We start from the raw sequence: 23609 nt of genomic DNA on the forward strand, positions 1-23609 counted from the left end.
CCGTCTCGGATGGCGCGTCAGGACTTCGGCATCTCCTTGGTCGGGTCGATGAACGGCTTGCGCACCACGGTCCCCTGCCGAATGCCTTCGGGTGTGTGGACTGCGACGGTCGTGCCCTCGTCGCTCAGCCCGATGGGGACCATGGCCAGCCCGATGTTGCGTTCCAGCCGCGGGGAGAAGCAGGCACTGGTGACCTGGCCGAGCTCGTCGCCGCCGGCCTCGGAGACGGGGAAGGGCTCGATCATGGATCCGTCGTTGTAGCTGCCCAGCGGCGGCCCGTCGATCTCCAGCCCGACCATGAGCCGGCTGATGCCCTCGTCGCGGATGCGTCCCAGGGCTTCCTTGCCCACGAAGTCGGCTTCCTGGTCCAGGTCGACCATCCACCTGTAGTCGTAGCCGACCTCGAGCGGGTTGGTGTTCAGGGTGATGTCGCAGCCGTAGGCCAGCATGCCGGCCTCGATGCGCCGGATGTGGCACGGGCCGATGACGCGCAGGTCATGTGCCTGGCCGGCCTTCCAGACCATGTCCCAGAGCTTGCCGGCATCGCGGGTGGCGTTCTCCAGGTAGATCTCGTAGCCGGTCTCCCCGGTGTAGCCGGTACGGGAGACGACGACGGAGAGGTCACCAAGCGTCCGCCGTTGCAGCCAGTAGTAGCCCAGCTCGAGGATGTCCTCGCCGAAGAGGTCGGACATCAGGCCCTTGGCCTTGGGGCCCTGGATCTGGATCGGCGCGACGTCGACTTCCTTGACCGTCACATCCCAGTTGCCGGCATGGGCCAGGCCCATCGCCCAGAGGTGGACGTCGCTGTCGGCCAGGGAGAGCCAGAAGCGGTTCTCCTCGACCCGCAGCAGGATGGGGTCGTTGATGATGCCGCCATCGGCTGCCGTGATGAAGACGTACTTGCACTGGCCGACGGCACACCGGCCGAGGTCGCGTGGGATGAGGTAGTTGGTGAAGTCGAAGGCATCGGGGCCGCTGATTTCCAGTTGCCGTTCGACGCCGACGTCCCAGAGGGTGACGTCGTTGAGCAACGACCAGTACTCGGAGACCGGATCGCCGTAGTGGCGCGGGTGGTACGTGTGGTTGTAGACGCTGTAGGCAGCGACGCCGTGTTCGCGGGACTTCCAGAAGTACGGTGACTTGCGTAGTCGCGTGTAGAGCGTGACCGCGGGGTTCGGGTTGGCGCTGGATCCGGTGCCGGGTTGTTGGAACGCGCCCGTATCGATGGCCTCGGACATGATCACTCCCTGATTGATCCTGGCGCCGGCCGAGTGCCAATCGTTGCGCATGGTGCGCAACACTGCGCCATGTGCAACCAGTGTGGACCGCCCCCGGGGTGGGGTCAAGGGTTGTCACGGCCGCTCCGGAGTGGCCTCCAGTGGACGCCCAGATGCCGCCCCTGAACTTGCCTGTCAGGGCGACTTCAGCTCGTCTGCGCGCACCAGGAGTACCCCGCAGACGATGGCGACGCCGCCGGCGAGCTGGACCGGGGCGGGCATCTGGCCCAGCAACAGCCAGGCCCACAGGACGGCGAAGAGCACCTCGGTCAACGAGATGAACGAGGCCACCTTCGAACCCAGCGCCCGGGCGGCCATGATGCCCGAGACGTAGGCAAGCACGGTGGCCACGATGACCAGGCCACCGAGGGCAACCCACCATGGGGACGCGAATCCGGCGAATCCCACCGTTCCGAACGTCGCGGTGAACGGCAGCAACCGGACCGCGCCGAGCAGGATCATCAACAGCGCGCCGACGAGCAGGCCGCCCGCGGCCAGGACGAGCGGGGGCAGCGTCTCGTTGGCCTTGGCCGTGACGAAGAAGTAGACGGCCAGCCCGACGGCTGCCCCCAGGCCCCAGAGGATGCCGATCGGGTCGACGCGTTGAGTTCCGGCCAGATCCAGCACCAGCACCAGGCCCGCGAGCGAGACCAGCGTCCCGGCGATCGTGAGGCCGCGCGGGACCCTGCGGGTATGCACCCAGAGGGACAGCACGATCAGCACCGGGGCCATGTACTCGAGCAGCAGCGCCACGCCCACGTCCAGGCGCGCCACCGCCTGGAAGTACGCGAACTGGCAGACCCCGACGCCGAAGAGGCCGAAAAGCACGATCGGCTTCCAGTTGGCGGCCACCGACGACCACCGTCCACGCAGCACCAGGACCGTCGGCACGAGCAGGACCAGGAAGGCCCCGGCCATGCGGGCCGCAACGGCGGCCCCGCTGCTCCACCCTGCTTCGAGCAGCGAGGTGGCGAAGGAGCCGGAGATGCCGAAGACAGCGGAGGAGAACAGAGCGATCCAGACGCCCGCGAGGGCGGGGTGGGCGGCGGTGCCCGCACGGCTCGTTGCTGACGTGGACATCGTTCTCCTCGGGGCGTGGGCAGGTCATGGCGAGAACGCCTCCGTGTCATGGGTGAAATGGCGTACACTCGTGACAACAGCATACTCCGCGGCAGACGCGCGGGATACAAGGAGTCACCAGCATGTTTGCCCCTGACACCGAAACGTCGTTACAGACCGTCGTCCACCTCATCAACACACTGCGCGACGGTGCCGACGGGCTGCTGACCACTGCCGATCTGGACGTCTTCGTGGAACGGGAGAACTTCACCGGATCGCGCACCCACGACGCCTCCGAGTTGCGCAGTGTCAGGCACGTCCGCGGCATGATGCGGAACCTGTGGACCGCCGACGAGGACGCGGCGGTGGCGGTGGTGAACAACATCCTGCGCAATGCCCGCGCCCTGCCGCAGCTGGTCAAGCACGACCACTGGGACTACCACCTGCATGCGACCAGCCCTGCCGCCCCACTGGCCGAACGGATGGCCGTGGAGGCGGCGATGGCGGTCGTCGACGTCCTGCGTTCGGGTGAACTGGAGCGGCTGCGCATCTGCGCGGCCCGCGATTGCGAGGCAGCGGTGCTGGACCTCTCGCGCAACCGGTCGAAGCTGTATTGCCAGACGGGAAACTGCGCCAACCGGGAACATGTGCGCGCCTATCGCCAGCGCCGGGCGGCCAACCGGCCCTAGACTGGTCCCATGCAGCATGCCCGCGGGCACCGGCGCCCAGGAAGGAAGAGACCGTGAACACCTCTGAACAACCTCAGGAGCACCACGCCTCCGAGAACTACGACGTGGACCTGGAGCATGCCTCGGACGGAACGCTCAAGGCGGCCGGGCGCTGGTTCGTGGGACTGGCCGATGCCGTCCTGGGCGGTGACGGGACGGACGTCATGGGCGCAACCGCCGTGGTCCGGCGCATCGACAACGACGCCGAGATCCTGCGCATCACGGGGAACAACATCGATGAGGCCGAAGGACTGATCGCGCTCATCCGCCGCGACCTGGGCGAGATGACGCGCGAGCAGTTCCTGGAGGAATGGGGCGGCAAGGACGGCGTCGAGACGGTCGGCTGACCGCCCGCGCTACTTCTGGCCGGGCTTCTTGTCGGTCGGCTTGTCCGACGAGCGGTTCACGCCCGAGCCCTCGCTGAGCGCGGGGGGATTCTCCTTGCCGGCCATGGTCAGCACGGAGATCACCAGCAGGCTGGCGATGAAGGCCACGCCAAAGGCGATGAGCCCGATGTCTATGCGCAGCGGGTTGTCCCCGCCGCCGGTGGCGGAGATCGAGGCGACGACGCCGGCCACGACGCCCGCGACCAGGGAGAAGATCAACGGCGCCTTGATGCTCTGCTGCCATGAGCGCTTCTGCTGGGACGGGTTGGAACCCACGGGGATGCCTCCTGAAGAAATTGGGACGGCTCCAGTCTACCGCCCTGCGGCCTCGCCCCGGGCATCGTGCCGGTAGCCGAAGGCGGCGATGAGCAGGAATACGGCGGTGATGATCGCCCCGCCGCCGGCGACGCCGAAGACCCCGTGATGGTCCAGGCCCCGCCAGGCCAGCAACAGGATGCCGGTGGCCATCGAGATGGATCCGGTGAGCAGGAAATCGCGGACCGGGACCAGCTCGCGGCGGTGGCGGAGGTAGACGGCCAGTTCGAGCACGCCGGCGACGGCCAGGCCGATGCCCCCGGCGATCGAGGTGGCCGTTGTCGTGGCGAAGATGAGCATGAACACCGCGCAGAAGGACCAGGCAATGGCGGCCCCGCCCAGCAGGCCACGGACCGGCGCGGGCACGACCCGCGCCACCGCGAAGTCCCAGACCGACTTGGAGGTCAGGACCAGGTAGGCGCCGAACGCGTAGGCGACCACCGACTCGCTGGGCTGCTGCCAGAACACCGAGAGGGCGCCGAACGCCGCGGCCACGACGGCACGGAACATCACCGGCTTCCAGACGGCGGCGGCTTCTTCACGGGGGGTGGTTACGGCAGGCACCCTACGATCCTAATGGGAATCGCCGCCGGCCCGGGACGGCGCTCCGACGGACATCCAGCGGTCGTTGCGGATGCGCCAGAGCAGGGTCAGCGCCCGCAGCGCCAGGTAGCCGATGCCGAAGGCGCACCACAACCACAGGATCGGCAGGTCCGGTACCAGCGGCAGCCAGGCCGCGCCGGCCAGCAGCGGGGCGTAGAGCACCAGGGCGATGACCCCGGCCAGGGCCAGGTACCGGGCATCGCCGGCGCCGATGAGCACTCCGTCGAGCACGAAGACCAGACCGGCCAGCGGCTGGGAGGCCGCCAGCACCCAGAGTCCGATGGCCGCCGCGTGCTGGACCGCCGGGTCGGAGGTGAACAGGACCCCCACTACCGGAGCCAGCAGGGCCAGCACGACGCCGGTTCCCACCCCGAAGAGCAGGCCCCACCTGGTCATCACCCGGGTCAGGGCCCTCGCAGTGGCCCGGTCACCGGCGCCGAGTTCCTTGCCGATCAGGGCCTGGGCGGCAATCGCCAGGGCGTCCAGCGCGAAGGCCATGAACGTGAAGATGGTGAAGACCAGCTGGTGGGCCGCCAGGGTCAGGGCACCGTCGGCGGTGGCCACCCAGACGGTGGCCAGGATGCCGACGCGCAGGCTCAGGGTGCGCAGCATCAGCCAGCTGCCGACCTTCCCGGTCCCCACGACCCCCGCCACGTGAGGGCGCAAGGATACTCCGGCGGCCCGCAGCCGGGGCACCAGCAGCACCAGGTACACCGCCGCCATGCCCCACTGGGCGATCGAGGTGCCAATCGCCGAACCCGACACCGAGAGCCCCGCCCCGTACACCAGGGAAAAGTTCAACACGATGTTCACCCCGAACCCGGCTCCGGCGACGATCAGCGGGGTCTTGGTGTCCTGCAGGCCGCGCAGCACTCCGGTCGCCGCCAGGACCAGCAGCATGGCCGGCAACCCGGGCATGGACCACCGCAGGTAATCCAGCGCGAATCCCAGCACCGGCCCATCCGCACCCATGGAAGCGAGCAAGGCCGGCCCGGCAACCCATCCGGCGACGGCGAGCACGACGCCCAGGACCAGGGCCAGCCAGAGCCCGTCGCGTCCGGCGGCCAGGGCGAGGTCCAGCCGCTTGGCCCCCAGCCACCGCGCGACGGCAGGGGTGGTGGAATACGCGAGGAAGACCATGAGGCCGACGGCAGTCTGCAGCACCGTGGTGCCCAACCCGGCCCCGGCCAGCTCGTTGAGCCCGAGGTGCCCGACGATCGCAGTGTCCGCCATGAGGAACAGCGGCTCGGCGATGAGCGCCCCCAGGGCGGGGACGGCGAGCGCCAGGATCGTGCGGCCGAGCCCTGCGGGCACCTGGGCCCTATTGCGGTCCTTAGCCACGGGCGGCCACCGTTCCCACGGGGCGCGCACCGGAGGCGCGCAAAAACAAGGCGGCGAGACCGGCCGCCACGCACTGCAGGACCAGGATGAAGACCACCGCACCACCCCAGCCGTACGGCACGAAGGCCAGGCCGACCGCCCAGCCGAACAGGCTGGACCCGGTGTAGTACGCCAGGTTGTAGAGGCTGGCGGACTGGGCGCGGCCGGTGCGGCCGATGAGCGGGACCCAGCCGCTGGCCACCGCGTGGGCCGAGAAGAAGCCGGCGGTGAAGAGCACCAGGCCAACCAGGACCAGGACGAGGTTCGGGGCCAGGGTCACCGCGAGGCCGGTGGCCATGACGCCGATCGAGCCGAGCAGCGCCGGCAGCCGGCCGAACCGGTTGGCCAGCAGCCCTGCCTGCCGCGACGACCACGTGCCGGAAAGGTAGGCGATGAAGACCAGCGAGGTCAGCGACGCCGGGACCAGGAAAGGCGGGGCCTCGAGCCGGAAGCCCAGGAAGTTGTAGACCGCCACGAACCCGCCCATCAGCAGCAGGCCCTGGGCGTAGAGGGCGAGCAGCCGGATGTTGGCCAGGTTGGCCCATAGCTTGCGGGCCAGCCCGGGCTGGCCGGGGGCCCGCCGTGGCACGGGGGTGAAGCCGCACGGCGCCGGAGCCAGGACGATAAACGCCACCGCGGCGACGGCGGCGAGCAGGGAGACGGCCAGGGTGCCGACCCGCCAGCTGGCCACCTCGCTCAGCGGCCCGGCGATGAGGCGTCCGGCCAGTCCCCCCAAGGTGGTGCCGGAGATGTAGGTCCCGGCCGCGATGGCCGAGTGCATCGCATGAATCTCCTCGCTCAGGTACGCCAGTGCCGTGGCGGGGATCCCGCCGAGGGCGGCACCTTCGAGGAAGCGCAGCCCCAGCAGCGCCTCGAATCCCGGGGCGGTGGGCACCAGCAGACCCAGCACGACGGCGGCAATGACCGCCGTCTGCATCGCGCGGAGCCTGCCGATGCGGTCAGCGACGACCGACCAGCCGATCACCGAGACCGCCAGCCCCAGCGTGGCCGCGGAGACGGCGAGGGCGGCACGGGCCTCCGAGACCCCCTGCGCACGGGACAACGCCGGAAGGACACCCTGCACGGAATACAGCTGCGAGAAGGTCGCGACACCGGCGGCGAAGAGGGCCATGATCATGCGCCGGTAGCCGGCGGAGCCGCGGACGTGTCCGGCGAAGGGAGCGGGTCCGCTCATGCGCCGGGCACCAGCGGCAGCAGGAAATAGGCCACGGTGAGGGCGATGAGGTTGTTCAGCAGGTGGATGAGGTAGGAGTAGGCCAGCGACTTGCCGCTGAGCACGTAGGCGACGCTGATGACGGCACCGAGGCTGACGTAGGGGATGGCCGCCGTCGGGTCGAAGGATCCGGAGCCGAGGAAGTGCATTCCGGCGAACAGGACGATCGAAATCACCACGCACACCCAGACGTTGACCTTCCGGCTGAGCTTGCCGATCAGCAGGTGGCGGAAGACGTACTCCTCCACGAACGGGCCCATGACCACGGCCATGACCAGCATGGTGGGGAACGGCACCGAGGTGGTCATGCCCTCGATGGCCAGCTGGTTCTCGCTCTTGACCGCACCACCCAGGGAGACGATGACGATCGTGGTGACGACCAGGTTCGCCACCCAGGCACCGGGCACCATGAAGGCCTTCGCCCACGGGTGGTAGGCGAACGTGCGGAAGGAATGGGCCAGGGTGGGGAAGGCCATGATCATGGCACCGGTGAACAGCACGGCGTACACGATGAAGTTCACGGCGGCAGCGGCGGTCTCGCCGGTGGTGAAGGCCTGGGTGAACCCGGGGATGAGCGTCAGCAGTGCGGCAGCGCCGGCGACGAAGAGGACCACGTAGGCCAGCACCATGATGGCATCCCCCACGCGGAAACGGTCCGGGCCAAAGCGTGAGGTCCGGCGCTTGCGCGGCTCGCCGGAAGCGGGGCCCGGCGCGGCCGGATGCGGGGTGGAGTGCATAATTCCAGCCTAGCGAATGCTAGAGGACCCGGAGCCCCGCCTCCGCAGCGAGCAGTGGCGCCAAGTCCTGCAACTGGAGGTCGCTGACCGTCGCCCCTCGCACCCCGCTGATCCCTGCCATTCCGCCGATGCGCGCACCGCGGAGGTCGACGTCCCTGAGCCGAGCACCGTTGAGGACCAGCATGCCGACGCGGCAATCCTCAAACGCCACCCGTTCGGCCTGGACCTCGCCCAGGTCGAGTTCGTCGATGATCAGCGAGCGGAACAGGACGTCCTTGAGCTTGGCCCCGCGCAGGTTGACCAGGTCCAGCTTCCCGCCGTCGATGAGGACCGCCCGCAGGCTGGCCCCGTGCAGTTCGGCCGATCCGATCCGCGTCCGTTCCAGCCGCGTGTTCCACCAGCCGCTGTCCGGGGCCCGTAGAGCTGCGGCCGTCAGGTCCTCGAAGCGGCAGTTCCCAAAGGTTGCCCGGTTCAGGTCGGCGCCCATGAGCGAGACGCGGCGCAGGGTGCAGTCGGTGAAGACGGTGTCGTCGAGGTCCTGGCCCGCTGCGTCGTCGGAGTCGAACAGCAGTCCGTCGCTGCGTCCGTCCAGGTCCAGGGCCGTCAGATCCCCGGACGGACGCTCGCCTCCTGCGTCGAAGCCGGGCAGTCGGGGTGGACGGGGCGTCGGGGAGGCGTTCGAAGCAGGCATTCCCCTACTCTAGAGCGCGCAACGCCCCCGACGTGGTGGCCTGCTGGCCGGCTCGTCGACGGCCATCCGGCATACACGGCAGGGGCGCTGGCGGGTGGTCCCGGGTGGGTCCGGCGCCTAGGTCGCGGGCGACCCGCTTCCGGGGCCCCCGGCTCCGCCGCCGGCTGCTGTCGCGTCGTCCGTCCCCGGGCCAGCTGCAACCCCGGCCGGCTCGGCAAGGGCCGCATCGACGTCAGCCTCGGCATCGGGGTCCTCCGCCGGCCCGGCGAACTGGGACATGTAGAGCCGGTGGTAGGCGCCCTGTGCGGCCAGCAGCGTCTCGTGGTTGCCCTGTTCGACGATCCGGCCGGACTCCATCACCAGGATGGTGTCGGCGTCGCGGATGGTGGACAGGCGGTGGGCGATCACGAAGCTCGTCCTGTCGGTGCGCAGCGCCGCCATGGCGTGCTGGACCAGGACCTCGGTGCGGGTGTCGACCGAGGACGTGGCCTCGTCGAGGATGAGCAGCGAGGGGTTCGCCAAGAACGCCCGGGCGATGGTGATCAGCTGCTTCTCTCCGGCGGAGACGTTGGTGCCCTCGTCGTCGATGATCGAATCGTAGCCCTCGGGCAGCGCCTTGACGAAGCGGTCGACGTACGTGGCCCGGGCCGCCTCGTAGACCTCCTCGTCAGTGGCGTCGAGCCGTCCGTAGCGGATGTTGTCCATGATGGACCCGTTGAACAGCCAGGCGTCCTGGAGCACCATGCCGACCTTCGAGCGCAGTTCGGCGCGCGAGAGGGCGGTGATGTCCACCCCGTCCAGGGTGATGTTGCCGCCGTCGAGCTCGTAGAAGCGCATCACCAGGTTCACCAGGGTCGTCTTCCCGGCCCCGGTGGGGCCGACGATCGCCACGGTGTGGCCGGGGTGGGCCTCGAAGGAGAGGTCCTCGATGAGCGGCTTGGCCGGGTCGTAGGAGAACGTGACGCCGTTGAACTCGACGTGCCCCTCGGTGCGGGCGGCCAGGTACGCCGTCGCGGTCTCGGGGTCCTGCTCCTCGGCATCGAGCAGCTCGAACGTGCGCTCGGCCGAGGCCACGCCGGACTGGACCTGGTTGGCCATGCCGGCGATCTGGCCCAGCGGCTGGGTGAACTCGCGCGAGTACTGGATGAACGCGGTGGCGTCGCCCAGGCTCATCTGCCCGGAGGCCACGCGCAGCCCGCCGACCACGGCGATGCCCACGTAGGCCAGGTAGGAGATGAACTGCATGACCGGGAAGATCGTGCCGGAGACGAACTGGGCACCGAAGGAGGCCTTGTAGAGCTCCTCGTTGCGTTCGTCGAAGCGCTCCACGGATTCGTCCTCGCGCCCGAAGACCTTCATCAGGTCGTGTCCGGAGAAGGACTCCTCGATCTGCCCGTTCAGCGAGCCGGTCGCCTTCCACTGGGCGGCGAACAGGCCCTGGGCCTTGCCACCGATGACGGCGGCGGCCACGGCGGACAGCGGGAGCGCGACCAGCGCGATCAGCGCCAGCTGCCAGGAGACTATGAACATCATGATGACGATGCCGATGACCGTCAGCAGCGACTGGATCAGCTGCGAGAACGCCTGCTGCAACGCCGTTTGGATGTTGTCGACGTCGTTGGTCACCCGGGAGAGCAGGTCGCCACGCTGGCGGGTGTCGAAGTAGTTCAGCGGCAGCCGGTTGAGCTTGTCCTCGACGTCCTTGCGCAGCTTGTAGACCACGCGCATGACGAGCTTGTTCAGCAGGAAGCCCTGCGCCCACATGAACACGTTGGACACGAAGTACATGGCCAACACGATCGAGATGATGACGCCCAGCTCGTGGAAGTCGATGCCGACGCCGGGGACCAGGTTCATCCGGCCCAGCATGTCGGCCAGGTCGTCCTGCCCCTGGGCCTGCAGCCCCTGGACGACCTGTTCCTTCGTCGCCCCGGGCGGCATCTGCGCACCGATGACACCGGAGAAGATGACGTCCATGGCCCTGCCGAGGATCTTCGGGGCGATGACGTTGAGCACCACGCCGGCCGCGACGAACAGCAGCACGACGGCGATGCCCGCCTTTTCGGGGGCCAGGAGTCCCACGAGGCGCTTGGCGGAGGGCCAGAAGTGCTTGGCCTTGCGCACTGACTGCTGGCCACCGAAGCCGTCGTCCATCGACATGTCGGCGAAGTCCTCGCCGGACTCGACGGCGGTTTCCACTGCCACCGGCGCTGCGCCTTGGGCTGCGGCCTCCTGTGGCGTGGCGTCGGCGGCCTCGCCGGGTTCCTGGGGCGTGCGGCGTGCGCGCTTGTCGTTGCGTGCCATCTAGGCCACCTCCTCCGCGCTGATCTGGGATTCGACGATTTCCTGGTAGGTCCCGGAGGAATCCAGCAGCTCCTCGTGCGTGCCGCGGGCGACGATCTCGCCGTCGTCGAGCACCAGGATCTGGTCCGCCTCGGTGATGGTGGAGACCCGCTGCGCCACGATGATCACCGTGGCGTTGCGCATCGTGTCCTTCAGAGCCGCGCGCAGGCGGGCGTCGGTGGAGACGTCCAGGGCGGAGAAGGAATCGTCGAAGAGGTAGACCTTGGGTTGGGCCGCGAGCGCCCGGGCGATGCACAGCCGCTGGCGTTGGCCACCCGAGACGTTCGTGCCACCCTGGGCGACCTTCGATTCCAGTCCACCCTCCTTGGCGCGGACGAAGTCCTCCGCCTGGGCGATCCGCAGCGCCTCCCACAGTTCCTCATCGGTCGCGTCCTCAGCACCGAAGCGCAGGTTGGACCCCACTGTCCCGGAGAAGAGGTAGGGGCGCTGCGGCACGGTGGAGACCCGTTCCGAGAGCTGGTCCCGGGTCAGTGCCGGGACGGGGACGCCGTCGATCAGGACCTGCCCGGCGTCGGCGTCGTACAACCGCGGGATGAGATTCAGCAGGGTCGTCTTGCCGGCACCGGTGGAGCCGATGATCGCCGTCATCTTCCCGGGTTCGGCGGTGAAGTCCAGGTTCTTCAGCACCGGCTCCTCGGCGCCGGGGTAGCCGAAGGAGACGCCGCGGAACTCGACGGTCCCGTGCAACGGCGCGTCGGCGGTCACGGTTTCGGGATCGCGGAGCGAGGGCTTGACGTGCAGGACCTCGTCGATGCGCTCGGCGCAGACTGCGGCGCGCGGGATCATCATGGCCATGAACGTGCCCATCATGACGGCCATGAGGATCTGCAGCAGGTACTGCAGGAAGGCGGTCAGCGAGCCGACCTCCATCTCCCCCGCCGCCACCCGGTGGCCACCAAACCACAGCACAGCGGCGGTGGCCAGATGCAGGATCATGCCGATCAGCGGGAACATCAGCACGAAGAGCTGGCCCACCCGGACGCCGACATCGGTCAGGCGTTCGTTGGCCGTCTGGAAGCGCTCGGTCTCATAGGGCTCGCGGACGAACGCGCGGACCACCCGGATGCCGATGATCTGCTCGCGCAGCACGCCGTTGATCTTGTCGATGCGCTCCTGCATGAGGCGGAACAACGGCATCAGAAAGCGGATCAGGATGCCGACGATGACGACCAGGAAGGGGACGGAGACCCAGACCAGCCAGGACAGACCGGCGTCTTCGCGCAGGGCCATGATGATGCCCCCGACGCACATGATCGGTGCGGAGACCATGAAATTCAGGCCCATGAGCACGAGCATCTGGACCTGCTGGACGTCGTTGGTGCCGCGGGTGATCAGCGTCGGTGCCCCGAACTGGTTGACCTCGCGGGCCGAGAAGCCGGCCACGGAGTGGAAGACGCCGCGGCGGATGTCGCGTCCGACGGCCATGGAGGTCCTGGACCCGAAGTACACGGCGGCCACGGCGGTGAGGACCTGGATGAAGGCAACGGCGAGCATGATCCCGCCGGTGTGCCAGATGAAGTCGGTATCTCCCTGGGTCACACCCTCGTCAATGATCCGGGCGTTGAGGCTGGGCAGAAACAGGGTGGCCATCGTGGTGGCCAGCTGGAAGACCAAGACGCCGATGATCCACGGGGTATAGGGTTTCGAGTACTTGAGGATGAGACGCAAGAGCATGCAGGAAGGTCCTTCGGAACAGGCCCCACCGGTGGCTGGATCGCGTCGGCGGAGTACGGCCCGAACGGCTGCAGCCATCCGGGGCACTGAAAACCCTACTCCGCCATTCGGAGGATTCAATCCGTCGCCGGGATGATTTTCGGTGGACCCCTATCCAAGGGCTTCACTGTTCGTATAATGGAAAAAGAATGTCACGATACGACAATTGAGGAGTCACCATGACCACCACCGATAGCCAGCTCCAGCCCGGCGCCCCGGCCCCGGCGTTCCGCCTCGACGACGCGCAGGGCAACACGATCGACCTGGCGGACTTCGACGGCCGTTCCGTCGTCGTCTACTTCTACCCCAAGGCGGCGACGCCGGGTTGCACCACAGAAGCCTGCGACTTCCGCGACAGCCTTTCGGCCCTCACCGGCGCAGGCTACGACGTCGTGGGCATCTCCTCGGATCCGCTCGAGGACCTGCAGGCCTTCGCGGCGGACCAGTCGCTGACCTTCCCGCTGCTCTCCGATCCCGAACACCAGGTTGCCAAGGCCTATGGCGCCTACGGGGACAAGGAATTCGGCGGCAAGGTCCACACCGGGACGCTGCGCTCGACCATCGTGGTGAACCCCGACGGCACCGTGAAGTCGGCGGAGTACGACGTGGACGCCCAGGGCCATGTCGCGCGGCTGCGCCAGGAACTCGGGGTCTAGGAACCCGCGCCCGTCCGGGCCACCTGGTCCAGCCAGTCCCCGATCAGGGCCCGGAGCAAGCCGGGCCGTTCGTGCGGGAGCGCATGCCCGGCGCCACGCATGATGGCCAGGGCCGCCCGCGGGTAGTCCGCCAGCAGGTCGATGGCGTCGGTGAACCCCGCCGTCGAATCGCCACGCCCGGCCGCGATCAACACGGGCACGGCAGGTGCCACGTCCCCGGTGTCGATCCGCCACCCGGCGAAGAGGCGTCCCAGCACTTGTTCGTCGGCCAGCTGGATGCCGGGCAGCACCGCGTCGCGGTACCGCTGGGCCGTCTCGGGCGTGCGCACCACGAAGTAGGCGTCGAACCCGGCGCGGTCCACGGGGGCCAGCTCGTCATGGGCGTGCGGGTCGCTGCTCACGGCGATCTCGGGCGGGATATCCCCGGCGGCCTGCCCGACGGGGCAGAGCAGGGCCAGGCCGCACACCTGCGGCCGCCGCCCCGCGACCCCGCGCGCCAGGTAGCCGCCGTAAGAGTGGCCGAGCAGCAGGACCGGCCCGGGCGCGATCTCGTCGAGGAAAGCGCCGAGCAGTGCCACCACGCCCTCGTTGGACGCAATGGAGTCCGCCACGCGGGTCCTGCCCATGCCCGGCAGGTCGGGATAGATGCGGCGGTAGCCGCTGGGCGGGAGGACGGATTCCAGCGCGGCCTCGATCTCCCGGTGGTCGACCCCGGCTCCGTGCAGGGCAACCAGCGGCAGCCCAGCGCCGTGTTCGGCATAGTGGATTGAGCTCCCGCCGACCCGGCACTCCATGCCGAACAACGTAGCCAGCACCGGTCCACGGGTCAACGGCGGCGCGCGTCCCACATGGCCCCGCGGCGGCCGACGTGGACCCTGTACTTCCCCGCGGGGCCGGTCCTACGTTGAAAGGAACCAAGACAGCTGGCCGCCGCACGTGGCAAGGCCCGCGCCGCAGCAGGTGAGGAGAAGAGCATGCCGACAGACAGGTCCGGGGATCGGCCCGCAGGGAACCCGAACCTCGATGACATCATCGACCCCGAGGGCACGGCCCTTCCCGGCTCCGACCGACGCGGCCACGCCAAGGTCCCGGAAGACCTGGACGACGACGACTTCGCCGCCGCCGAGCAGGAGGAACGCGTCGCCGCGGGCCTGCAGGACTACGCGCCGGGGCAGGTACCCCCGGCCACCGACCCGGTCCCCCCGGAAGCGGGCGAAGAGGCCGAACGGGCCCCACAGGGCCTCACCGAGGAAAGCGAGGAGGAGTCAGATGGCTGAGCGCGGAAGCAACAAGCACGGTCCGGAGCTGGACGAGGAGATGAAGCAGGAGGCCCAGAGCGGCATCGACGGCATCAAGCCCAGCCACCGGGAGGAGTTCCGGCAGAGCGAGCCCTTCGTCGACGATACCGATGCGGAAGAGGTCCAGGAAGCGCCGGAACGCGACGACCTCTCCCCCGATCAGGCCGACTGAGGTGCACCCCGGCTGGCTGCCCCGGCCGGGGCACCCGGCGGAGGCCCGGCCTACCTCTCCCCGCGGCGCAGCAGCCGGCCAGTCGGCGTCGCGAAGTCGACCTCCGTGCCGCGCACGTAGGTCCCGGAGACCCGGCCGGTGAGTTCCTTGCCCTGGTAGGGCGAGATCGGGTTGCGGTGGTGCAGCGCCGACACGTCGACCGTGTAGGAATCCTCCGGGGAGAACACGGCGAAGTCCGCGTCGGCGCCGACCTCAAGCCGGCCCTTGCCCTCCAGCCCGGCCAGGTCCGCCGGGTTGCGGGACATCCAGGACAGCACCGTCTCCAGGGTGACGCCCCGCCGTCGTGCCTCGGTCCAGATCAGCGACAGGCCCAGCTGCAGCGAGGCAACCCCGCCCCAGGCGGTGCCGAAGTCGCCGGACTCGACCTCCTTGAGGTCCACGGTCGAGGGCGAGTGGTCCGAGACGATGAAGTCGATCGTCCCGTCGATGAGCCCCTGCCAGAGCAGTTCGCGGTTGGCGTCCTCGCGGATCGGCGGGCAGCACTTGAAGGCGGTCGCCCCGTCGGCGATCTCCTCGGCCAGCAGCGTGAGGTAGTGCGGGCAGGTCTCGACCGTCAGGCGGATGCCCTCGGCCTTCGCCGCGGCGATCACGGGCAGCGAGTCCGACGAGGACAGGTGCAGGATGTGGGCGCGGGCACCGGTGCGCCGGGCGGCGTCGATGACCCGCTGGATGGCCAGGTTCTCGGCGTCCCGCGGCCGGGAGGCCAGGAAATCGGAGTAGGCGCGGCCGCCCTGGTGCGGTGCGGTGTCGATGGTGTGGGCGTCCTCGGCGTGGACGATCATCAGCCCGTCGAACCCGGCCAGCTCGGCCATGTCAGCTTCCATCTCGTCGGGTTCCAACGCGGGGAACTCGTCGACGCCGGAGTGCAGCAGGAAGCACTTGAACCCATAGACGCCCTCGTCGTGGAGTTTCCGCAGTTCGCCACGGTTGCCCGGGATGGCGCCGCCCCAGAAGCCGACGTCGATGTGCGCCTGGCCCGCCGCGACCTCTCGCTTGGCCTCGAGCGCCTCGACGTCGACCGTGGGCGGGATGGAGTTCAGCGGCATGTCGATCAGCGTCGTCACCCCGCCGGCGGCGGCCGCCCGGGTCGCGGAGTCGAAGCCCTCCCACTCGGTGCGGCCCGGCTCGTTGACGTGCACATGCGTGTCGACGAGACCGGGGATGAGGACTTGGCCGGGGGCCAGTTCAATGACCTCTCCCCCCGCCAGGGCCTCGCCGAGGGGCACGATGGCGGTGATCCTCCCGCCGCTGATGCCCACCTCGGCCGGTCCGATGCCCCCGGGCAGGGCGACGCGTTCGCCGCGCACGACCAGGTCGTAGGTCCCGGTGGCTGCGGCGGTGCCGGCCGTGCTCGTGTTGCTGGGGCTGCTTCCCATGGCTTCCACTCCTTCGTGTGCTCTGCTGTCGGTGGCTAGGCGTTGGCGCCGACGGGGACCTGCTCCGGTGCCGGGGACAGCGGGACCAGGGCAGTGGGCGCGTCGGCCGTGTCCACCGCCAGGTCCTCGAATTCGTTGACGTTGTCCAGCTCGGTGCCCATCGAGATGTTCGTGACGCGCTCCAGGATGACCTCGACGACGACCGGGACGGAGAACTCCTCGGCCAGCCGTCCCGCCTCTGCGAAACCTTCGGCCAACTTCTCCGGATCCGTGACGCGGACCGCCTTGCAGCCCAGCCCCTCGGCCACCTTGACGTGATCCACACCATACCCCTCGGTCTCCGGGGAGTTCACATTGTCGAAGGCCAGTGACACCTGGTAGTCCATCTCGAAGCCGCGCTGCGACTGGCGGATCAGGCCCAGGTAGGAGTTGTTGACCACCACGTGGATGTACGGCAGCTTGAACTGGGCGCCGACGGCGAGTTCCTCGATCATGAACTGGAAGTCATAGTCCCCGGACAGGGCGACGACCTTCTGGCCGGGCTTGCCGCGCACCACGCCCAGGGCCGCGGGGCCGGTCCAGCCCAGGGGCCCTGCCTGTCCGGCGTTGATCCAGCGGCGGGGGCCGAAGACGTGGAGCATCTGGGCCCCGGCGATCTGGCTCAGCCCGATCGTGGAGACGTAGGTCGTGTCCTGGCCGAAGGCGGAGTTCATCTCCTGGTAGACGCGCTGCGGCTTGATCGGCACGTTGTCGAAGTTGGTCTTGCGGTGGCCCTCGCCCTTGCGGGCCGTCGTCGTGTCGGCCCACGCGCTGTAGTCCGGCAGGGTGCCGGCGGCCTGGCGCTCGGCGGCGACCTCCAGCAGTACCTCCAGCGCGGCCCCGGCATCGGAGACGACCCCGAGGTCCGGGGAGAAGACGCGGCCGATCTGGGTCGGCTCGATGTCCACGTGCACGAACTTCCGGCCCGCCCGGTAGGTGTCCAGGCCGCCGGTGTGGCGGTTGGCCCAGCGGTTGCCGATGCCCAGGACGAAGTCGGAGTCCAGGAAGTTGGCGTTGCCGTAGCGGTGGTGGGTCTGCAGCCCGACCATCCCGGCCATCAGGCGGTGGTCGTCCGGGATGGCGCCCCAGCCCATCAGCGTGGGGACCACCGGGACGTTGAGCAGTTCGGCCAGCTGGACCAGCTGCTCGGAGGCGTCGGCGTTGATGATGCCGCCGCCGGCGACGATCAGCGGGTGCTCCGACGCGGTGAGCAGGTCCAGGATCTTGCCCGCCTGGGCGCGGCTGGCGCGCGGCTTGGAGACCTCGAGCGGCTCGTAGGCGTCGATGTCGAACTCGATCTGGGCCATCTGCACGTCGATCGGCAGGTCGATCAGCACCGGTCCCGGACGGCCGGTGCGCATCAGCTGGAAGGCCTTCTGGAAGGTGCCCGGGACCTGGCCGGGTTCCAGCACGGTGGAGGCCAGCTTGGTCAGCGGGCGGGCGATCGTCTCGATGTCGACGGCCTGGAAGTCCTCCTGGTGCAGCTTCGCCACCGGCGCCTGGCCGGTGATGCACAGGATCGGCACGGAGTCGGCCCAGGCGGCGTAGAGCCCGGTGATCATGTCGGTGCCTGCAGGGCCGGAGGTGCCCAGGCAGACGCCGATGTTCCCGGCCGCGGCGCGTGAGTACCCGTCGGCCATGTGGGAGGCGCCCTCGACGTGGCGGGCCAGCGTGTGGCGGATGCCGCCGTGGGCCTTCATCGCCGAGTACAGCGGGTTGATGGCGGCACCGGGCAGGCCGAAGGCCTCGGTGGCACGTTCCTTTTCGAGGATGAGGACGACGGCGTCCACGGTGCGCATGGTGGTCATGGTGTTCTCCTAGGGGGCCCGCGGTGCGGGCGAAAAAGGGTGTGAAGTGGTGCGGCCGCCGGTACGGGCCGAAGAGAGGTACCGGCGGCCGGGTCTGGTGTGGCTTGACCCGCCGAGGGGGCAGGCAGGTGGGGTCAGCCGGCGGCGGGAGCCGGCTCCGGCGTCGTGCTGGAAACACCGGAGAGGCGCTCGACGCCGCGGAAGAGGCCGGAGTGGTCCAGCGCCCCGTCGCCGGTGGCGACGGTGGAGGCGACCAGCTGGGCGACGAGGGCGCCGAGCGGGAGGACGACGGACGCCTCGCGGGCGGCGGCGGTGACGATGCCCATGTCCTTGTGGTGCAGGGCGAGGCGGAAGCCGGGGTCGAAGTTTCGGTCCAGGATCTTCTGGCCCTTCTGGTCCAGCACCTTGGAGCCGGCCAGCCCGCCGCCGAGGACCTGCAGGGCGGCGGAGGTGTCGACGCCGTAGGCCTCGAGGAAGACGACGGCCTCGCTCAGGGCCTGGATGTTGGCGGCGACGATGAGCTGATTGGCTGCCTTGACGGTCTGCCCGGAACCGGAGGGCCCGACGTGCACGATCGTCTTGCCGATGGCGGCCAAGACGGGTGCTGCGTCGTCGAAGTCGGCCTTTTCGCCGCCGACCATGATCGAGAGGGCGGCGTCGATGGCCCCCTGCTCGCCGCCGGAGACGGGTCCGTCCAGCGGTCGCAGGCCGGCGGCGCGGGCCTCGTCGGCGAGCGCGACGGCGACGTCGGGGCGGATCGTGGAGTTGTCGATCCACAGGGCGCCGTCCTTGGCGTGGGCGAAGACGCCGTTCTCACCGGTCACGACGGACTCGACGTCGGGGGAATCGGGGACCATGGTGATGACGACGTCCGCGTCGGCGACGGCCTCGGCGATGTTCGCCGCGGCGTGCCCGCCGTTCGCGGCGAGGTCGGCGGCCTTGTCGGGGCTGCGGTTGTAGCCGGTGACGTGGAAGCCGGCGGCTGCGAGGTTCTTGGCCATGGGCAGGCCCATGATGCCGAGGCCGATGAAGGCGATGTTCTGCGTGCTCATGTGGTGCTCCTGGGGAAATCGTTGCTGGGAGGCGCGGTGGCTAGGCGGGTTGGCGGATGAGCCAGTCGAAGGCGGTCTCGGCGGCTGCCTTGTATTCGAGCCCGATGGGGCCGTGGTAGCCGCGTTCGCGGCTGCGGGTGATCCATTCGCCCAACGGCAGCTCGCCGCTTCCGGGGGCACCGCGTCCGGGGTTGTCGGCGATCTGGATGTGGCCGAACTCGTGGGCATGGGCCTCGATGACGGCGTCGACATCGTCGCCGTTGACGGCCAGATGGTAGAAGTCGGCCAGCAGCTTGACGTTGTCCACGCCGGCGGCGCGGGTCTTGGCGATGACGTCCAGGGCGTCGGCGGCGGTCTTCAGCGGGTACGCGGGGGTGCCGGAGACGGGTTCGAGCAGGACGGTTCCGCCGATGCGGCGGACCCCGCGGGCGGCGGCGACGAGGTTCTCGACGGCCAGCTCGTCCTGGGCTGCCGCCTCCACGCCGTCGAGGCGGTTGCCGTAGAGGGCGTTGAAGCCGCGGCAGCCGGTCGCCTCGCCGATGGCGGCGACGACGTCGAGGTTGTCGCGGAATTCGGTGTCGCGGCCGGTCCACGAGACCAGGCCGCGGTCCCCGGCGGGCATGTCGCCGGCGAGGAAGTTCAGCCCGGTGAGCTGGACCCCGGCGTCGGACAGGGCGGAGGTGAAGGCCTGGACGTCGACATCGGACGGCACGGCCTCGGCGAAGGGCCACCAGAACTCGACGTTGTCGAAGCCCGCCTTCTTGGCCGCGGCCGGTCGCTCGAGCAGCGGCAGCTCGGTCAACAGGATGGAGCAGTTCACGGTGTACGACATCGCATGGTCCTTTCGAAACGATTGATTCCGAATCGTGGAAGTTTTCTTCTGCACACTGAAAACATTAGAAGTGACACGAGACGCTGTCAAGAGCAGCGCAGAACCGTCTTCACGACAGGGGATTTTCGGTCACGCAACGGATAGCCATTGACAGCAACGGGTCCGGAGGTGTTACCTCGAACACATCGTTCTGAAATCTTTTTTCCGCCATACGAGAAGAAGCGGCGCCCGCTCCCTACCGCGGCCGCCGCTCCCTCTCAGCCGTTCCGCCCTGCTCCCGGCCTGAACAGAAGGGTCAATTCCCATGACCGCACTGCGCGATGAATTCCCCGATATCCCCGTGGTCAAACCGGCCAGCCCGGCCGCTCTCGATCTCGAGTCCCACAACCCGCACGATCTCAGCGCCGGACTCTACAACGAGGACCTCGCCCCGACGACCCGCACGGGCCGGACCTGGAGCGCCTACAGCATTTTCACCCTCTGGGCCAACGACGTGCACAGCCTGGGCAACTACGCGTTCGCCATCGGCCTGTTCTCGCTGGGCCTGGGCGGCTGGCAGATCCTCACCGCCCTCGCCGTCGGCGCGGCCCTGCTGTTCCTGCTGCTGACCCTCTCCGGGTTCATGGGCGAGAAGACCGGCGTCCCGTTCCCGGTGATGAGCCGCATCGCCTTCGGCATCCGCGGGGCGCAGATTCCCGCCCTGATCCGCGGATCGGTCGCCGTCGCCTGGTTCGGCGTCCAGACCTACCTGGCGTCCGTCGTGCTGCGCATCATGATCATTGCGATCGCCCCCGGCGCCGCCGGGCTGGACACCAACTCGCTCCTGGGCCTGTCCACGCTGGGCTGGATCAGCTTCGTCGCCCTGTGGGCGCTGCAGCTGGTCATCGTCAGCTACGGCATGGAGATGATCCGCAAGTACGAGGCGTTCGCCGGGCCGGTCATCCTGGTCACCATGGCGGCGCTGGCCCTCTGGATGTTCGCCCGCGCCGGCGGCGCCATCGCCTGGACAACCCCGGAGTCCAAGACCGGGCTGGACATGTGGCTGACGATCCTCGGCGGCGGCGCCCTCTGGGTGGCGATCTACTCGACGTTCGTGCTGAACTTCTGCGACTTCACCCGCAGCGCCCGCTCGAAGACTTCCATCATCCGCGGCAACTTCTTCGGCATCCCGCTGAACATGCTCCTGTTCGGGGGCATCGTCGTCGTGCTCGCCGGAGCCCAGTTCCGCATCGACGGCCGCGTGATCGAGAGCCCGGCGGACATCGTGCAGGCCATCCCGAACACCTTCCTGCTCTCCGCCGCCTGCCTGGCCCTGCTGGTGCTGACCATCGCGGTGAACCTGATGGCGAACTTCGTGGCCCCGATCTATGCGCTGAACAACCTCTTCCCGAAGGTGCTGAACTTCCGCCGGGCCGGGCTGATCTCCGGGGTCATCGGCCTGGTGATCCTGCCGTGGAACCTCTACAACAACCCGGTGGTCATCACGTACTTCCTCGGCGGCCTGGGCGCCCTGCTGGGTCCGCTGTTCGGCATCATCATGGCCGACTACTGGCTGATCCGACGCACCCGCATCAACGTCCCGGACCTCTACCGCGACCACGGGCACTCCACCTACTACTTCACCGGCGGCTTCAACCGCCGGGCCGTGGCCGCCCTGGTCCCCGCGGCCATGCTGGCCCTGGCCTTCGCGTTCGTCCCGGTCTTCGCCGTGGTCTCGCACTTCTCCTGGTTCATCGGCGCCGCCGTGGGCGCGGTGGTCTACCTGCTGGTGGCCCCCCGGGGAAAGCAGTACGACGACGTCAGCGGCGAGGACATCGCCGTCACCCCCTCACACTGAATCCCCTCGCACCGAAAGGCCGGCACGCATGCGCCTCCTCGTCGTCAACGTGAACACCACCGCCTCCATGACCCGCGCGATCGGCGATTCCGCCCGGTCGGCCGCCTCCCCGGGCACCGAGATCATCGAACTGACCCCGCGGTTCGGGGCCGAGAGCTGCGAGGGGAACTTCGAGAGCTACCTCGCGGCGCTGGGGGTGATGGACGCCGTCCAGCGGTACGCGGAGCCCTTCGATGCGGTCATCCAGGCCGGCTATGGCGAACACGGCCGCGAGGGGTTGCAGGAGCTGCTCGAGGTCCCGGTCGTGGACATCACCGAGGCCGCGGCCTCCACCGCCATGTTCCTGGGGCACCGCTACTCCGTGGTGACCACCCTGGACCGGACGGTTCCGCTGATCGAGGACCGGCTCAAGCTCGCGGGGCTCGTCGACCGCTGCGCCTCGGTGCGGGCCAGCGGCCTGGGCGTGCTGGAACTGGAATCCGACCCGGAGCGGGCCGTGGCCGCGATCGCCGAGCAGTCGCGCCTCGCCGTCGAGCAGGACAGGGCCGAGGTCATCTGCCTGGGCTGCGGCGGCATGGCAGAACTGGAGGAGGCCGTCGCCGCGGCCACCGGCGTCCCGATCGTCGACGGGGTCCGCTCCGCCGTGGGGATCGCCGAATCGCTGGTGCGGATGGGCCTGAGGACCTCCAAGGTGCGCACCTATGCCCCGCCGCGTCCCAAGCAGGTCACCGGGTGGCCGTTCACGGTAGATTAGCCGGACCGCGACCGGCCCCCGACCCGGCCGGCTCGAGGGAGGAGCACCCATGAACGTCATGGCCTTGGCCCGTGCCGAACGATCGGATCTGGCCGATTTCCTCGCCACCCTGCCGCCGCGGCAGTGGGAGTCCCCCAGCCTCTGCGCTGGCTGGAGCGTCCGCGACGTGGTCGCCCACGTCGTCAGCTACGAGGAACACGGCCCGGTCGATCTCCTGAAGCGGTTGGGCCGCACCCGCTTCCGCCCGCAGCGGCTCAACGCGGCCGCCCTGGCGGATTACCGGGACAAGAGCCCCGACGAGCTCCTGGAGTTCCTCCGCGACCACGTCGAGCCACAGGGATCCACGGCGCGCTTTGGGGGCCGCGTGGGCCTGGTCGACTGCCTGATCCACCATCAGGACATCCGGCGGCCTCTGGGGATGCCGCGGGCCGTTCCGGCCGAGCGGCTGGCCGCTGCGCTGCCATTCGCCGTCTGGGCCCCGCCGCTGCGCGGATTCTGGAAGGCCCGGGGCGTGCGACTGGTCGCGACGGACCTGGACTGGACCCATGGCCGCGGATCCGAGGCCCGCGGACCCGCCGAGGCGGTGCTCCTGGCCATGGCGGGACGCGGCGCGGCAGCCGCGGACCTGACGGGGCCCGGCGCCCGGATCCTCCAGGAGCGGCTCACGCCGTAGGCTGGCGGACCCTATCGACTGGCCGGGGTTGACCTGCCGGTCCCGGCGCTGCAGCATGTCCGGCATGACCGCCCTGATATCGCATACATCGTTCGACTGCCGTGACGCCTACGCACTGTCCCTCTTCTGGGCCGGGATCCTCGGCTTCTCCCCCGACGCCGACAACCCCGACGGGCCGGGCGACGAGGAGTGCATGATCTTCTCCCCCGACGGCACGCAGCGGCTGCTTTTCATCGAGGTCCCCGAACCGAAACAGGTCAAGAACCGGCTGCACCTGGACCTCGTCCCCGCCGAGGGCACCCGGGACCAGGAGTTGGCGCGCCTGCTGGAGCTGGAAGCCACCGTCGTCGATGACCGCAGGATGCCCGACGGCACCGGCTGGGTGGTCTTGGCCGATCCCGAAGGCAACGAGTTCTGCATCCTGCGCAGCGATGCCGAACGGGCCCGCGACCACCAGCGCTCGGTGTAGGACGAGCGCTCACGGGGCGGCCAGCCCACCACCATCTGCTGGCGCCGGGACCCCCGGCGTCTGGGTTGGGACCCGTTCGATATGTATCCGCCCCAG

At 69.2% G+C, this 23609-nt stretch carries 24 protein-coding genes; 9 read left to right on the forward strand and 15 right to left on the reverse strand.

All coding sequences use genetic code 11. The features are described from left to right. Positions 1-17: 17 nt before the first annotated feature. On the reverse strand, positions 18-1238 hold the full coding sequence (locus tag AB8M85_RS04975; protein ID WP_372697639.1) for a glycine cleavage T C-terminal barrel domain-containing protein: 1221 nt from the start codon (positions 1236-1238) through the stop codon (positions 18-20). Positions 1239-1412: 174 nt separating this feature from the next. Beyond that, positions 1413-2357 (reverse strand): DMT family transporter, encoded by a 945-nt coding sequence (locus AB8M85_RS04980; protein ID WP_372697640.1) that lies wholly within the window; start codon positions 2355-2357, stop codon positions 1413-1415. A gap of 122 nt (positions 2358-2479) precedes the next feature. On the opposite strand from AB8M85_RS04980, the gene AB8M85_RS04985 reads away from it, so the two are divergent. Continuing rightward, positions 2480-3025, forward strand: a complete 546-nt coding sequence (locus AB8M85_RS04985; protein ID WP_372697641.1) for a CGNR zinc finger domain-containing protein — start codon at positions 2480-2482, stop codon at positions 3023-3025. A gap of 53 nt (positions 3026-3078) precedes the next feature. Beyond that, positions 3079-3411 carry a hypothetical protein gene (locus AB8M85_RS04990; RefSeq protein ID WP_372697642.1) on the forward strand — a complete coding sequence of 111 codons (333 nt, stop codon included), beginning with the start codon at positions 3079-3081 and terminating at the stop codon, positions 3409-3411. A gap of 9 nt (positions 3412-3420) precedes the next feature. On the opposite strand, the gene AB8M85_RS04995 is transcribed toward AB8M85_RS04990, so the two are convergent. From AB8M85_RS04995 to AB8M85_RS05030, 8 genes are all read right to left on the reverse strand, one after another. Further along, positions 3421-3726 carry a hypothetical protein gene (locus tag AB8M85_RS04995; RefSeq protein WP_372697643.1) on the reverse strand — a complete coding sequence of 102 codons (306 nt, stop codon included), beginning with the start codon at positions 3724-3726 and terminating at the stop codon, positions 3421-3423. 36 nt (positions 3727-3762) lie between these two features. Further along, on the reverse strand, positions 3763-4329 hold the full coding sequence (locus tag AB8M85_RS05000; protein ID WP_372697644.1) for a DUF308 domain-containing protein: 567 nt from the start codon (positions 4327-4329) through the stop codon (positions 3763-3765). 9 nt (positions 4330-4338) lie between these two features. Then, positions 4339-5709, reverse strand: coding sequence for an MATE family efflux transporter (locus AB8M85_RS05005; protein ID WP_372697645.1), 1371 nt, complete (start codon positions 5707-5709; stop codon positions 4339-4341). Beyond that, positions 5702-6943: an MFS transporter gene (locus AB8M85_RS05010; RefSeq protein WP_372697646.1), complete on the reverse strand. Its 1242-nt coding sequence runs from the start codon at positions 6941-6943 to the stop codon at positions 5702-5704. The genes AB8M85_RS05005 and AB8M85_RS05010 overlap by 8 nt, the downstream gene beginning before the upstream one ends. Continuing rightward, positions 6940-7719 carry a lysostaphin resistance A-like protein gene (locus tag AB8M85_RS05015; protein ID WP_372697647.1) on the reverse strand — a complete coding sequence of 260 codons (780 nt, stop codon included), beginning with the start codon at positions 7717-7719 and terminating at the stop codon, positions 6940-6942. The genes AB8M85_RS05010 and AB8M85_RS05015 overlap by 4 nt, the downstream gene beginning before the upstream one ends. 19 nt (positions 7720-7738) lie before the next feature. After that, entirely contained in the window at positions 7739-8410 is a 672-nt protein-coding gene (locus tag AB8M85_RS05020; protein WP_372697648.1) for a pentapeptide repeat-containing protein, read from the reverse strand. 117 nt (positions 8411-8527) lie between these two features. Next, a complete protein-coding gene (locus tag AB8M85_RS05025; protein WP_372697649.1) occupies positions 8528-10714 on the reverse strand; it encodes an ABC transporter ATP-binding protein in 2187 nt (728 codons plus the stop codon). Further along, positions 10715-12448, reverse strand: a complete 1734-nt coding sequence (locus tag AB8M85_RS05030) for an ABC transporter ATP-binding protein (protein ID WP_372697650.1) — start codon at positions 12446-12448, stop codon at positions 10715-10717. 218 nt (positions 12449-12666) lie between these two features. Between AB8M85_RS05030 and bcp the strand changes: the two genes are divergently transcribed. Beyond that, complete coding sequence (bcp, locus tag AB8M85_RS05035; protein ID WP_372697651.1) at positions 12667-13143, forward strand: thioredoxin-dependent thiol peroxidase; 477 nt, start codon at positions 12667-12669, stop codon at positions 13141-13143. Here the strand turns inward: bcp and AB8M85_RS05040 are convergent. Next, a complete protein-coding gene (locus AB8M85_RS05040) occupies positions 13140-13937 on the reverse strand; it encodes an alpha/beta fold hydrolase (RefSeq protein WP_372697652.1) in 798 nt (265 codons plus the stop codon). The genes bcp and AB8M85_RS05040 overlap by 4 nt on opposite strands. Before the next feature lie 180 nt (positions 13938-14117). Here AB8M85_RS05040 and AB8M85_RS05045 point away from each other — a divergent pair, with 180 nt between their 5' ends. Next, the gene (locus AB8M85_RS05045; RefSeq protein ID WP_372697653.1) at positions 14118-14420 is read left to right on the forward strand and encodes a hypothetical protein; all 303 of its coding nucleotides are present in this window, start codon (positions 14118-14120) and stop codon (positions 14418-14420) included. Beyond that, positions 14413-14613 (forward strand): hypothetical protein, encoded by a 201-nt coding sequence (locus AB8M85_RS05050; RefSeq protein WP_372697654.1) that lies wholly within the window; start codon positions 14413-14415, stop codon positions 14611-14613. The genes AB8M85_RS05045 and AB8M85_RS05050 overlap by 8 nt, the downstream gene beginning before the upstream one ends. 50 nt (positions 14614-14663) lie before the next feature. Here the strand turns inward: AB8M85_RS05050 and allB are convergent, their stop codons facing one another. The 4 genes from allB to AB8M85_RS05070 all read right to left on the reverse strand — a co-directional run bounded on the left by allB (position 14664) and on the right by AB8M85_RS05070 (position 19780). After that, the gene (gene allB / locus AB8M85_RS05055) at positions 14664-16049 is read right to left on the reverse strand and encodes an allantoinase AllB (protein WP_372697655.1); all 1386 of its coding nucleotides are present in this window, start codon (positions 16047-16049) and stop codon (positions 14664-14666) included. 35 nt (positions 16050-16084) lie between these two features. Further along, complete coding sequence (gcl, locus tag AB8M85_RS05060) at positions 16085-17896, reverse strand: glyoxylate carboligase (RefSeq protein WP_372697656.1); 1812 nt, start codon at positions 17894-17896, stop codon at positions 16085-16087. Between the two features lie 134 nt (positions 17897-18030). After that, on the reverse strand, positions 18031-18948 hold the full coding sequence (locus AB8M85_RS05065) for a 2-hydroxy-3-oxopropionate reductase (RefSeq protein ID WP_372697657.1): 918 nt from the start codon (positions 18946-18948) through the stop codon (positions 18031-18033). A gap of 40 nt (positions 18949-18988) precedes the next feature. Next, positions 18989-19780: a hydroxypyruvate isomerase family protein gene (locus AB8M85_RS05070; protein ID WP_372697658.1), complete on the reverse strand. Its 792-nt coding sequence runs from the start codon at positions 19778-19780 to the stop codon at positions 18989-18991. 304 nt (positions 19781-20084) lie between these two features. On the opposite strand from AB8M85_RS05070, the gene AB8M85_RS05075 reads away from it, so the two are divergent. The 4 genes from AB8M85_RS05075 to AB8M85_RS05090 all read left to right on the forward strand — a co-directional run bounded on the left by AB8M85_RS05075 (position 20085) and on the right by AB8M85_RS05090 (position 23513). Next, positions 20085-21617: an NCS1 family nucleobase:cation symporter-1 gene (locus AB8M85_RS05075; RefSeq protein ID WP_372697659.1), complete on the forward strand. Its 1533-nt coding sequence runs from the start codon at positions 20085-20087 to the stop codon at positions 21615-21617. 28 nt (positions 21618-21645) lie between these two features. Continuing rightward, positions 21646-22371 (forward strand): aspartate/glutamate racemase family protein, encoded by a 726-nt coding sequence (locus AB8M85_RS05080; protein ID WP_372697660.1) that lies wholly within the window; start codon positions 21646-21648, stop codon positions 22369-22371. Between the two features lie 49 nt (positions 22372-22420). After that, a complete protein-coding gene (locus AB8M85_RS05085; RefSeq protein ID WP_372697661.1) occupies positions 22421-23044 on the forward strand; it encodes a maleylpyruvate isomerase family mycothiol-dependent enzyme in 624 nt (207 codons plus the stop codon). 64 nt (positions 23045-23108) lie between these two features. Then, complete coding sequence (locus AB8M85_RS05090; protein WP_372697662.1) at positions 23109-23513, forward strand: VOC family protein; 405 nt, start codon at positions 23109-23111, stop codon at positions 23511-23513. Positions 23514-23609: the final 96 nt, after the last annotated feature.

It is taken from the genome of Arthrobacter sp. JSM 101049 (assembly GCF_041679245.1).
GTDB lineage: Bacteria > Actinomycetota > Actinomycetes > Actinomycetales > Micrococcaceae > Arthrobacter_H.